Below are 12,190 nucleotides of genomic sequence, written 5' to 3'. Positions count from 1 at the left end.
TCATCTTTGAGGCGCATCATTAAAACTTGACATTCAGGATCACCGAATCGTACGTTAAATTCAATTAATTCGGGTCCTTTTTGCGTTATCATTAATCCGACGAAGAGAATACCTTTAAAGGGGGCGCCCATTTCTTTCATGCTTATTAAAGCTGGTTCAACAATTTCTTTGAGAGTACGATTCACTATTTCTTGGGTCATGATGGGCGCTGGTGAATAAGCACCCATACCACCGGTGTTTGCTCCAGTATCCCCATCACCTACACGTTTATGATCTTGAGCAGATCCAAAAGGAAGAGCAACTTTACCATCACAAAGGCAGAAGAAGCTTGCTTCTTCACCTTCAAGAAAAGATTCTACAACAATTTTGTTTCCTGCATCTCCAAATGTACTTTTGAAGCAGGCATCAACTGCGTTAAACGCTTCTTCCATAGTTGTTGCAACCACGACACCTTTGCCAGCTGCTAAGCCATCAGCTTTAATAACAATGGGAACACCTTGTTGCTGAATGTAAGCTTTAGCTTTAGAGGCATCATTAAAGCATTGGTAACTTCCTGTAGGAATGTTATTCTTCCGACATAAATCTTTTGTAAAGGCTTTTGAACCTTCTAGTTGAGCAGCTTTTTGAGTAGGACCAAATACACAGATGTTAGCGCTATTAAGAGAGTCTGTTATACCCGCCACCAAGGGTGCTTCTGGTCCTACAATTACAAGATCAATAGAATGTGCTTTACAAAAATCAATAACAAGGGGATGGTCATCAATGTTCAAATTAATATTTTCACCAAATTCTGTTGTTGCAGGATTTCCAGGAGCACAATATAACTTTGTTAGCAGTGGTGATGCTGCTATTTTCCATGCTAAAGCATGTTCTCGTCCACCTGAGCCAATAAGAAGAATATTCATTGCTTGCTCCTCTCATAAAAGATAATTAATCTCATCCCCTTCTCATAAGAATGAAATGTCTCTATCGCAAGACCAAAGGTAAATCATTTGATGAAAAAAAATAAAAATATCGCGCATGTTCAGTCCTATGATAGCCAAGGACGGGTTATGGATGCATCTTCCAAACAATGGGTCTACAGCTTCCTTCCCCGTTCCTTATGGTTTTATGCGCAATTGGCGCGTTGGGATCGGCCTATCGGTTGGCAATTGTTGATGTGGCCTTGTTTTTGGTCAACAACAATGGCTTTTTTCTCTTATAACATGCATTACGATACTCTTTTATCAATGTTTCTTCATTGGGTTTGGTATCTTTTTCTTTTTTTTCTGGGGTCTATTGCTATGCGAGGGGCAGGATGTACTTGGAATGATCTTATTGACCATAAAATTGATGCTCAGGTAGAAAGGACACGTTCTCGCCCATTGCCGACAGGTCATGTGAGTCGGTTGCAAGCAAGAGTTTTTATACTTGTGCAATGTTTAGTTGGTTTAGTTGTTTTATCACAATTTAATAGGTTTAGTTTTTTTCTAGGTATTTCGTCATTGATAGCTGTTGCATTTTATCCTTTTATGAAACGCGTAACATATTGGCCGCAGTTTTTTTTAGGCGTTGCATTTAATTGGGGGGCATTAATGGGGTGGGCTGTTGTCTTTGGAAGTTTAAGCTGGGCACCAATCTTGCTTTATGTGGGATCAATTTTGTGGACCATAGGATACGACACAATCTACGCACATCAAGATAAAGAAGATGACATTACTGTTGGTGTCCGTTCTACGGCTCTTCTTTTTGGTAAAGCAACCAAGCGTGCTTTAGTATTTTTGTATGGTGGTTTTGTGATGTTCGTTAGTCTAGCATTTTATTTAGCTGGAGTTCCTGTTCTTAGTTTTTTTGGGATTTTTGTGGCAAGCATCCATATGTTTATTCAAATTAAAGTCATTGATATAGATGATAGTTCACAATGCCTCAGGCTTTTCAAATCTAATTCGCTTATTGGTTTTGTGATTTTTGCTGGTTTAGTATGTGGGGGTATATGGATGATATTTTATTCTGCGGTCTAAAAATAAGTTAGCTAAAATCATAGTTTCTATTGAATACAGTATGTTTTTTTAATTAGCTTGTTGCTAATCTATTTTTAAGCAATACAGTAGAAAATATCACCAATTAACCTTTACAGTGAAAATAAAATTCTTCTATTTAAATAAAATAAATCAGCTTCTTTTAGAATTTTTCGAATAAAAAATATTTGTTTAATTGTTGCGAAGAAAAAATCTTCATAACGATGAAGTTTGAAGGATTAGGGATAAAGTTTTTGTCTTTTCCAATCGCTGTGTTCAACACAATCCCGTGTAAAAAGCAGACGATCATGTAAACGAAATGGGCGATCGCACCAGAACTCTATAGAAAGGGGTTTAACACGAAACCCAGACCAATAAGGTGGTCGTGGAATATTGCCTAGAGCATAACGCGCAGTATATTGAGCAATTGCTTTTTCGAGCACAAAACGATTGTCTAAAGGTTGAGATTGTTTAGAGGCCCATGCACCAATTCGACTACCACGTGGTCGCGATTGGAAATAGGCATCGGCTTCCTGTTGACTTACTTTTTCAACGATTCCTCTAATTCTGACTTGACGACGGAGTGATTTCCAATGAAAACCTAAGGATGCTTTCATTGATTTTAAAATTTCTTGTCCTTTACAGCTTTCATAATTGGTATAGAAGACAAAGCCTTGGGGACTGTAGTCTTTGAGGAGAACCATACGAACATTAGGGAGTCCTGTTTCGTCAACTGTTGCTAATGCCATAGCATTCGGATCATTTATTTCACTTATCGTTGCCTCTTCAAGCCACTTTGCGAAAAGTTCAAAAGGTTTTTGCATTTGCATAAAATGATCATCTGTTGGTATTTTTTTGCTCATAGTTTCTCCAAATATCAGTGAGCATGGGTGAGGCATTTTCTCATTTACTTTATCATCAAGAAGTCACAGTACCATTTTTTCTTATTTTCAAAAAGCCAATGCTATCGTGTATTTCTATGGTAGTTTAATTATTTTTACTTTAGCATAGACTACAAGGAGCTATATTAAATAAATATCTCATTTTATCTGGTATTTTAGTTTATTGATAGACATATAAAGAGAAAAGAAGAAATTATTCTTTAGAATAGACTGATGAAGCTATAAGGGATATTGAACAACGTATCAGTTGATATTTTGAAAACGAAGAAATTGAAAAGAGGGCAATATGCGTGATCCCTACACGATTCTGGGTGTGGCACGTACCGCAAAATCGCAAGAGATTAAATCGGCATTTAGAAGATTAGCGAAGAAATATCATCCAGACCATAATAAAGATGATACAAAGGCTAAAGAGAAATTTGCTGAAATTAATCAAGCCTATGAAATTATAGGTGATAAAGATAAAAAGGCACAATTTGACCGCGGTGAAATTGATATGGAAGGAAAACCGCTTTATCAAGCCTATGGTGCTGGTGAAAATTTTAGCAATAAACAAAATCCCTTTTCAGGAAGAGCAAAGGGATTTGATTTTTCCTCTTCAGGTGGTGCAAGTTTTGATGCGAGTGATATTTTTCGGGATCTGTTTGGAGGAGGAGGTAGCTTTTCGAATTCTACACACTATAACCGTCCCCAACAAGGAGCACATGTTCGTGCTAATCTTGCCATAACATTAGAGCAGATGGTTGGCGCAGAAAAGGTGGAAGCTGTTTTTCCAAATGGAAAAAAGTTAAAAATTAAACTGCCAGATTATATTGAAGACGGACAGACTATTCGTTTAAAAGGTCAGGGAGAAGAGGTACCTCACGGGCAAGCAGGAGATGCGTTAATAACCATTCAGATTCAAAAACATCCTCGTTTTCGGGTTGAAGGAAGAGCACTCCATCTTGATTTACCAGTTTCTCTCAAACATGCTGTTTTGGGAGCAAAAGAAGAAGTTGAGACGTTGGAGGGGCGTGTGGTTTTAACGATTCCTGCGTGGTCAAGTTCTGATCGCGTTTTACGGTTGAAAGGGAAAGGGCTTCGTTTAAAAAATGGTACAAGAGATGATCTTTATGTGCATGTTCGCATTATGTTGCCGGGAGATGAAAATGCCGCCGCACTAGAACAGTTTTTGCAAATGCAACAAGATTAATTTTAAAAATTTTATATATAAAAGCGTAGTTTTTGTTTGATTTTAAACCAATTGCTTGAAGAAAAAGTTGACCTGTGTCATAGGCAGGTGAATAATACTAATTTTAAGTAACAATGGGGCAGTGCTGATGGCTAAGGGTAATGGTTTATTGTACGGTAAGCGTGGTTTAATTTTGGGGTTGGCCAATAATCGCTCCATCGCTTGGGGAATCGCTAAAGCGGCAAGTAGCGCAGGGGCAGAGCTTGCTTTTACCTATCAGGGTGAAGCAATGAAAAAGCGTGTCGAGCCTTTGGCTGAAGAATTAAATGGATTTGTTTGTGGACATTGTGATGTTTCTGACAGTGTCTCTATTGATACGGTCTTTAGAGAAATAGAGAAGAAATGGGGAAAACTTGATTTTTTAGTTCATGCTATTGGTTTTTCTGATAAAGATGAATTAAGTGGTCGTTATATTGATATCAGCGAATCAAATTTTATGATGACCATGAATATTTCCGTTTATTCGCTAACAGCTCTAACGAAGCGTGCAGAAAAATTGATGCCAGATGGTGGTTCAATCTTGACACTAACCTATTATGGTGCAGAAAAGGTTGTTCCCAATTATAATGTAATGGGGGTTGCCAAAGCCGCTCTTGAAGCGAGCGTGAAATATTTAGCGGTAGATTTAGGTCCCCAAAATATTCGTGTTAATGCTATATCTGCTGGACCAATTAAAACGTTAGCGGCTTCTGGTATTGGTGATTTTCGTTATATTTTAAAATGGAATGAATATAATGCTCCATTACGTCGTACGGTAACAATTGAAGAGGTTGGTGATTCTGCGCTTTATTTTCTTTCAGATTTGTCTCGTTCTGTTACCGGTGAAGTCCATCATGTCGATTCGGGTTATAATATCATAGGTATGAAAGCAGTTGATGCCCCAGACATTTCTGTCGTTAAAGAATAAAGTTTGGTTTATAAGATTTTATTAGACAGCAGTAATTTGACCAAATTTAAGGTGTCCAAGAGTATTTGGGAGAAAAGAGCTGTTTTGTGTATAGCACACAACATACGTTATCGTTGTATATATTTGACAGAGAAATGGATCTTTTTTCATGTCGCATAATACATTTGGTCATTTGTTTCGTGTAACAACATGGGGTGAAAGTCATGGTGCTGCTCTTGGTTGTGTCATTGATGGTTGTCCACCTGGAATTATTTTTACTCTTGCAGAAGTTCAAGCTTATCTTGATAAACGCAAGCCAGGACAATCAAAATACACAACGCAGCGCCGAGAACCAGATGAAGTAGAGGTCCTTTCAGGAGTTGTTGTTCAAGACGATGGAACGACATTGGTGACAACAGGTACACCAATTTCTCTGTTGATTCGAAACACAGATCAACGCTCTCAAGATTATGGAGCAATTGCTCATCAGTATCGTCCAGGACATGCGGATTATACTTATGATATTAAATATGGCATTCGTGATTTTCGAGGCGGGGGACGTACTTCGGCACGGGAGACGGCAGCACGTGTTGCAGCAGGTGCATTTGCTCGTAAAATCGTTCCTGGTTTGATTGTACGAGGAGCAGTGATAGCAATTGGTCCTCATAATATTAATCGTGATCGTTGGGATTGGTCAGAGGTTGATAATAATCCTTTTTTTACAGCTGATGCAGAGATGGTTCACATTTTTAGTGACTATATCAGTAAACTCCGTAAAGAGGGGACATCTGTTGGTGCGGTTGTTGAGATCGTTGCAGAAAATGTTCCGGCAGGTTTAGGAGCCCCTATTTACGCAAAGCTTGATCAAGATATTGCCTCGTTACTTATGTCGATTAATGCGGTAAAAGGTGTGGAAATTGGTGATGGTTTTGCGGCAGCCCGCTTGAGGGGAGAAGAAAATGCCGATGAAATGCGAATGGGAAATGATGGAAAACCGCTTTTTTTATCCAATCATGCTGGTGGTATTTTAGGGGGAATATCGAGTGGACAGCCAATTGTTGCGCGTTTTGCTGTAAAGCCTACTTCATCAATTTTAACACCTCGTCGTTCCATTGATGTTGATGGTCATGATATAGACGTTATAACAAAGGGACGTCATGATCCATGTGTTGGGATTCGTGCCGTTCCTGTTGGTGAAGCGATGGTTGCTTGTGCTATTGCTGACCATTATCTAAGACATCGCGGTCAAGTTGGGTGATTGAAAAGGTGAACAATGGCGTATGATGAAAAAAAAATTGTTTCTGCACTTAAAGCTTTTGAACGCGGTGAAATTGTTGTGGTGACAGATGATGATGACCGTGAAAATGAGGGTGATTTAACTGTTGCTGCAGCGCATTGTACAGAAGAAAAGATGGCGTTTATTCTTCGTCACACAACAGGTATTGTGTGCACACCTATGCCAAAAAAAGAAGCAAAACGGTTTAATCTTTCTCCTATGGTACCAGATAATAACTCTGCACATGGGACGCAATTTACGGTTACTGTTGATTTTAAACACGGCATAACAACAGGGATCTCAGCACATGACCGTACATTAGCTGTACGTAATCTTGCGAATTCAAATGCAAGTGCGGATGATTTTGTTCGTCCAGGGCATGTTTTTCCTTTAATTGCGCATGAAGGGGGAGTGCTTATGCGTTCAGGTCACACGGAGGCCGCTGTTGATTTATGTAAATTAGCTAATTTGCCGCCGGTTGGTGTTATCGGTGAGTTAGTTAATGATGATGGAAGCGTTAAACATGGCGATCAGATTATGAAATTTGCGCAAGAACATCGGTTGCATATTATAACGGTTGCAGATTTAATTGCTTACCGCCAACGTAAGGAAATATTGATCAAGCATGTTGGAGAAATGCCTATTGAAACATTCGTAGGTCCCGCTATTGTTCAAAGTTATCAACTCCCTTGGGAAGTCGTTCAGCATATTGCAATTGTTTTTGGTGATGTCCGTGAGGGTGAGAATATTCCTGTGCATTTACATCATGAAAACATTATAAGTGACGTTTTTTGTCAAACTTCAGATATTATGGTGATGATGCGGCGTATGATGGAAAAAGAAAAACGTGGCGTATTTATTTATTTGCGTGAAGGATCTGTTATACAATCAACTGTTGGTATTCAAAACATGACAAGAAACAATTCAGAAAACCATGTGCAGGCGATTGAACGCGAAGAAGAATGGCGCAAAATTGGTTTAGGGTCACAAATTTTAAAATATTTAGGAATAGGCTCTGTTATTATTTATGCTTCTAAAGAGCATCATTATGTAGGTTTGGAAGGTTTTGGAGTTCGTATATCCAGAACAGATATTTTTTGAGGTTCATATGAAAAAAGAGATACAAGAGGGGGATATTACGACCTTAAGCTTTGAGCAAGCGCTTAAGCAACTTGAAGTTATTGTCGAAAATTTGGAACGTGGCGATGTGCCTTTGGAACAATCCATTGATATTTATGAACGCGGTGAAGCGCTTAAAAAGCATTGTGAAAAACTCTTAAGAGTTGCTGAAGCTAAAGTTGAAAAAATCCAGCTTTCAGAAGAAGGTTTTCCAGAAGGAGTGGAACCACTTGATGCTCAATAATATTAAATCTTTTTGGATATTTATTGTGGGACTTAAGAGAAGCAATAACCTTAGTTTATAAACAGAAAGTTTTAATGATTTCTTTTTTATAAAATAAGTTAAAAATGAGGAAATTATAGCTCATCTCAAATAGAAAAGAGCATTTTTCAGTAAAAAAGATGCAAAACTGTAATAAAAGAGTAGAGAAGATATATTTTTATCATTGTGTTTTCTTGAGTTAAGATAATAGGAAGGATTTTTTTTGTCTCAGGTCTTAACACCATTGCTTGACCGTGTTTGTTTTCCGCAAGATTTGCGGGCATTGCCTGAGTCTGATTTGGTACAGTTGGCTGATGAGTTGCGGACCGCAACAATTGATGCGGTTTCTGTAACAGGCGGTCATCTTGGGGCGGGACTTGGTGTTGTTGAGCTCACTGTTGCATTACATTATATTTTTAATACACCAGAGGATAGGATTATTTGGGATGTTGGTCATCAAACCTATCCACACAAGATTTTAACGGGGCGTAGAGAAAAAATTCGCACATTACGTCAGGAGGGCGGATTATCTGGTTTTACAAAACGTTCAGAAAGTGTGTATGATCCATTTGGAGCGGGGCATTCGTCTACTTCTATTTCAGCGGGGCTTGGTATGGCAGTGGCAAGTGCTTTGAAAGCAGAGACAAGACGCAATATCATAACTGTCATTGGTGATGGTGCAATGTCTGCGGGCATGGCTTATGAAGCCATGAACAACGCTGGTGCTTTGAATGCACGCTTGATTGTTGTTCTTAATGATAACGATATGTCTATAGCACCACCTACAGGTGCTATGAGTGCACATCTTGCACGATTAGTGTCTCGTCCTTCTTATCGTCATTTGCGTGAACGCGTAAAGATGTTGAGCGAAAAATTGCCAAAGTTTTTTTTGGATAAAGCTCGTCGTTCAGAGGAATTTGCGCGTGGCCTTTTGGTTGGGGGAACTTTATTTGATGAGCTTGGCTTTTATTATGTTGGACCCATAGATGGGCACAATTTGGGGCATTTATTGCCTGTTTTTAAAAATGTTCGTGAATATCCTAATGGTCCTGTTTTGGTGCATGTTGTAACCCATAAGGGAAAGGGATATCCACCTGCAGAGGCCTCGTCTGATAAATATCATGGTGTTAATCGTTTTGATGTCACGACAGGAAAACAGGTAAAAGCATCAAGTAATATTCTACCCTATACCAAGGTATTTTCTAAAGCTTTAATAGAAGAAGCTCGCAATGATGATAAGATTGTTGGCATAACAGCAGCGATGCCAACAGGGACAGGCCTTGATTCTTTTGCGAAAAATTTTCCTGAAAAAATGTTTGATGTTGGTATTGCTGAGCAACATGCCGTAACTTTTGCGGCAGGACTTGCTTGTGAAGGGTATAAGCCTTTTGTTGCAATTTATTCTACTTTTTTACAGCGTGCTTATGATCAAATTATTCATGATGTATCAATTCAAAAATTACCGGTACGTTTTGCTATTGACCGAGCAGGTTTTGTGGGGGCAGATGGTGCAACACATGCTGGAAGTTTTGATATTGTTTTTTTGGCCACTCTTCCTGACTTTGTTGTTATGGCACCTTCTGATGAGCTTGAACTGATGCATATGGTGCGTACAGCTGCAGCTTATGATCAGGGACCAATTTCTTTTCGTTATCCGCGTGGTGAGGGGATTGGTATAGATTTACCGCAACGTGGTGAGTTATTAGAAATTGGAAAAGGGCGCGTTCTGCGTGAAGGAAATAGAATCGCTTTGGTTTGTTTTGGAACGCGGATGTCAGAAGTGTTGCAAGCTGCTGATGCGTTGGAGGTTGAAGGATTGTCTACAACGGTTGCAGATGCACGGTTTGCAAAACCTTTAGATAAAGATTTGATGCGTCGTTTGGCACGTGAGCATGAGGTATTGGTGACAATTGAAGAAGGGGCAATCGGTGGATTTGGAGCGCACATATTACAATTTTTAGCGCAAGAAGGGCTCTTAGAGCATGGTTTGAAAGTTCGTACACTAAAATTTCCTGATGAATATTTGAATCATGGTTCACCAGAAAAAGTTCTTTCACGTGTCGGACTTGACGCTATGGGTATTTTAAACACGGTTTTTGCTGTTTTGGGACGCGAGATTCGAACAGGATAGAAAATTCGAGTATGAGATGGCTTCCAGAAAAAGACTCGATATTCTTTTAGTTGAAAAAAACTTTTTTACGACACGTTCACGCGCACGTGATGCAATTATGCGCCAAACTGTTAAAGTTAACGGAGAAATCGTTTTTAAAGCTGGGCAAATCGTTTTTGACGATGCAGAGATTACCGTTTGTGATCCAGCGCAGAATTATGTTTCTCGGGCAGCGTTAAAATTGATTGCTGCACTTGATGCATTTCCAATTATAACAGATAAAGTGACAGCCATTGATGTTGGTGCATCAACAGGTGGTTTTACGCAAGTTCTCTTAGAGCGTGGAGCAGATCATGTCATTGCCGTTGATGTTGGGCATCATCAATTTGATAAACGTTTATTGGGCAACAGTGCTATAACGTTATTAGAAGGCTTGAATGTCAGAGATTTTAAACAGGAACATTTAGGTGGGCGAGAAATTGATCTTATCGTTTCAGATGTTAGCTTTATTTCGCTCAAACTTGCATTGCCTCCCGTGTTGTCTTTAGCCAAGAAGGGTGCCCAAGCTGTTTTACTGGTAAAGCCTCAGTTTGAGGTTGGTCGTAAACACTTTAGTAAGGGAGGAATATTAAGTCCATCAAGTGCTAAAGAAACTGCTGAGGCGCTTTTTGTTTGGTTAAATATACAAACAGGGTGGAGTGCAAAAGGTTTAATTTCTTCCCCTATTACAGGTGGTGATGGCAACGTGGAATATTTACTATTCGGAGAAAAACAAGAGTGAATGACAATGTCATAATCGATCATATCGGAGCAAATGGTTATGGTATTGCTAAGACGTCTCACGGCTTCGTTTCTGTTCCTTTTACTTTACCAGGAGAGTGTGCTGAAATTACTGTTCATGGAAAATATGCAACATATATAACATTAAAAGAAAAATCATCAGAACGCATTGATACTCTTTGTCAGCATTTTGGAGAATGTGGAGGGTGTACTCTTCAGCATTGGCATATGGATGCTTATCGCGTATGGAAACAACAATTGGTTGTTGAGGCGCTTAAAAAGTATGGACTTAATAATGTTGTTGCGCCTTTAATAGAATGTAAACCTTATAGCCGACGGCGGATTACTCTAACAGCATCCATGACCCCACAGGGGCAAAAAGTTGGTTTTAACCGTTATCTCTCTCATGAGATTGTAGCTCTTGAGGAATGCCCAGTAAGCCGTCCAGAGCTTATTTCTCAGTTGCATAATATCAGAGAGCTCTGTGCTTTTCTAAAGAGCTCTGCCAAACGGTTTCATGTTACGATAACATGTGTTGAAAATGGTTTAGATGTTGCTTTAAGCGGTTGCATTATACACCATGAATCACTTCGTCAGAGAATGATCAGTGCTGCTCTTTCATATGGGATTATACGTTTATCTGTTGACGGTGAAGTTTTGGTTGAACGAGAAAAACCAGAGATTTACTTTGGAGATGTCCGTGTTGAATTTCCTTCTGGTGGTTTTCTGCAAGCAACTTGTGAAGCTGAAAATATAATGGGCAATATTATTTTGACTCATTTAAAAAAAGCAAAGAATGCTGTTGATTTGTTTTCAGGGGTAGGAACATTTACCTTGCGTATGGCAAAAAAGATGAATGTTCATGCAGTAGAAAATAATGAAGATGCATTAAGAAATCTAAATACAGCAGCACGTTTTGCGACTGGTTTAAAAACGGTCACTTGTGAAAAACGTGATCTTTTCCGACATCCCCTTTCTGTAAAGGAACTTGAATGTTTTGAGAGTGTTGTTTTTGATCCTCCCCGTGCTGGTGCAGAGCAACAAGTACGTGAATTAGCGAAGACTATAGTATCACGTGTTGTGGCAATTTCTTGTAATCCTACTACATTTGCTCGTGATTTATCTCTTCTTGTTGCAGGGGGGTATACAGTAGAAAAAATCATACCGATTGATCAATTTTTATGGTCACCACATGTCGAAATTGTTGCTGTTTTGAGCAAAAAGAAAAAAAAGAAAGGTTGGAAACTTTAGCCTAATTTTTTTAAAAGTTTACCTGAGTATTATTATAAAATCTCTCCAAAATTTATCTATAATAATAACCTTTTTCTCGTTGATTTAAGAGCACTAAATGTAGAAAGTCTTTTTTATTATGAATATAAAAGACAAGTTACCCCACACAAAAGACTAATATCTTACGAAAAAGATGTGTCTGAATAAGCCTGTGCCGTCGTTATATTTGCCATCCCCTAATGTTTCTTAAAACTCTTGGCACTTGAGACGCCCCATAAGAGGAATCTTTAGTCTTTTCTTGTACAGTTTTTATCCATATAACTCTCCCCGCCTGTAACGTATAAACGAATGATTTTGATTGATCCAACAGACACAGATTTAAAATGAGAGAATCTTG

General features: G+C 38.8%; 11 protein-coding genes. 9 read left to right on the top strand and 2 right to left on the bottom strand.

Features of this window, described 5'->3' with window-relative positions; genetic code table 11:
• Positions 1–905: phosphoribosylamine--glycine ligase (gene purD / locus ACFIQE_RS05050; RefSeq protein ID WP_375707342.1), on the bottom strand; the 905-nt coding region annotated here is incomplete at its 3' end.
• Positions 906–995: 90 nt separating this feature from the next.
• On the opposite strand from purD, the gene ubiA reads away from it, so the two are divergent.
• A complete protein-coding gene (gene ubiA, locus ACFIQE_RS05045) occupies positions 996–2,000 on the top strand; it encodes a 4-hydroxybenzoate octaprenyltransferase (protein ID WP_375620644.1) in 1,005 nt (334 codons plus the stop codon).
• 236 nt (positions 2,001–2,236) lie between these two features.
• Here the strand turns inward: ubiA and pdxH are convergent, their stop codons facing one another.
• A complete protein-coding gene (gene pdxH / locus ACFIQE_RS05040) occupies positions 2,237–2,860 on the bottom strand; it encodes a pyridoxamine 5'-phosphate oxidase (RefSeq protein WP_375628318.1) in 624 nt (207 codons plus the stop codon).
• 325 nt (positions 2,861–3,185) lie between these two features.
• On the opposite strand from pdxH, the gene ACFIQE_RS05035 reads away from it, so the two are divergent.
• The 8 genes from ACFIQE_RS05035 (at position 3,186) to ACFIQE_RS05000 (ending at position 11,814) form a co-directional block, all read left to right on the top strand.
• Positions 3,186–4,091, top strand: a complete 906-nt coding sequence (locus tag ACFIQE_RS05035) for a DnaJ C-terminal domain-containing protein (RefSeq protein ID WP_375620646.1) — start codon at positions 3,186–3,188, stop codon at positions 4,089–4,091.
• A 127-nt stretch (positions 4,092–4,218) separates the two neighbouring features.
• Positions 4,219–5,037 (top strand): enoyl-ACP reductase FabI, encoded by an 819-nt coding sequence (gene fabI, locus ACFIQE_RS05030; RefSeq protein ID WP_375620647.1) that lies wholly within the window; start codon positions 4,219–4,221, stop codon positions 5,035–5,037.
• A gap of 148 nt (positions 5,038–5,185) precedes the next feature.
• Positions 5,186–6,274 (top strand): chorismate synthase, encoded by a 1,089-nt coding sequence (aroC, locus tag ACFIQE_RS05025; protein WP_375707341.1) that lies wholly within the window; start codon positions 5,186–5,188, stop codon positions 6,272–6,274.
• A 15-nt stretch (positions 6,275–6,289) separates the two neighbouring features.
• Positions 6,290–7,393, top strand: a complete 1,104-nt coding sequence (ribB, locus tag ACFIQE_RS05020; protein ID WP_375620649.1) for a 3,4-dihydroxy-2-butanone-4-phosphate synthase — start codon at positions 6,290–6,292, stop codon at positions 7,391–7,393.
• A 7-nt stretch (positions 7,394–7,400) separates the two neighbouring features.
• Positions 7,401–7,655: an exodeoxyribonuclease VII small subunit gene (locus ACFIQE_RS05015; protein ID WP_375697192.1), complete on the top strand. Its 255-nt coding sequence runs from the start codon at positions 7,401–7,403 to the stop codon at positions 7,653–7,655.
• Between the two features lie 241 nt (positions 7,656–7,896).
• Positions 7,897–9,804 carry a 1-deoxy-D-xylulose-5-phosphate synthase gene (gene dxs / locus ACFIQE_RS05010; RefSeq protein ID WP_375707340.1) on the top strand — a complete coding sequence of 636 codons (1,908 nt, stop codon included), beginning with the start codon at positions 7,897–7,899 and terminating at the stop codon, positions 9,802–9,804.
• Between the two features lie 16 nt (positions 9,805–9,820).
• A complete protein-coding gene (locus ACFIQE_RS05005) occupies positions 9,821–10,564 on the top strand; it encodes a TlyA family RNA methyltransferase (protein ID WP_375620651.1) in 744 nt (247 codons plus the stop codon).
• Positions 10,561–11,814 carry a class I SAM-dependent RNA methyltransferase gene (locus ACFIQE_RS05000; protein ID WP_375620652.1) on the top strand — a complete coding sequence of 418 codons (1,254 nt, stop codon included), beginning with the start codon at positions 10,561–10,563 and terminating at the stop codon, positions 11,812–11,814. Before ACFIQE_RS05005 ends, ACFIQE_RS05000 begins: the two co-directional genes overlap by 4 nt.
• The last annotated feature ends 376 nt before the right edge of the window (positions 11,815–12,190 follow it).

Source organism: Bartonella sp. AA1HLJMS (assembly GCF_042197445.1).
GTDB lineage: Bacteria > Pseudomonadota > Alphaproteobacteria > Rhizobiales > Rhizobiaceae > Bartonella.
The sequence above is the reverse complement of the archived record's forward strand: the minus strand, read 5'-3'. Positions and strand labels throughout refer to the sequence as shown.

Coding starts and splice junctions, on each gene's coding strand:
- ubiA (WP_375620644.1), top strand. CDS start 996: ATGAAAAAAAATAAAAATATCGCGCATGTTCAGTCCTATGATAGCCAA.
- pdxH (WP_375628318.1), bottom strand. CDS start 2,860: ATGAGCAAAAAAATACCAACAGATGATCATTTTATGCAAATGCAAAAA.
- ACFIQE_RS05035 (WP_375620646.1), top strand. CDS start 3,186: ATGCGTGATCCCTACACGATTCTGGGTGTGGCACGTACCGCAAAATCG.
- fabI (WP_375620647.1), top strand. CDS start 4,219: ATGGCTAAGGGTAATGGTTTATTGTACGGTAAGCGTGGTTTAATTTTG.
- aroC (WP_375707341.1), top strand. CDS start 5,186: ATGTCGCATAATACATTTGGTCATTTGTTTCGTGTAACAACATGGGGT.
- ribB (WP_375620649.1), top strand. CDS start 6,290: ATGGCGTATGATGAAAAAAAAATTGTTTCTGCACTTAAAGCTTTTGAA.
- ACFIQE_RS05015 (WP_375697192.1), top strand. CDS start 7,401: ATGAAAAAAGAGATACAAGAGGGGGATATTACGACCTTAAGCTTTGAG.
- ACFIQE_RS05005 (WP_375620651.1), top strand. CDS start 9,821: ATGGCTTCCAGAAAAAGACTCGATATTCTTTTAGTTGAAAAAAACTTT.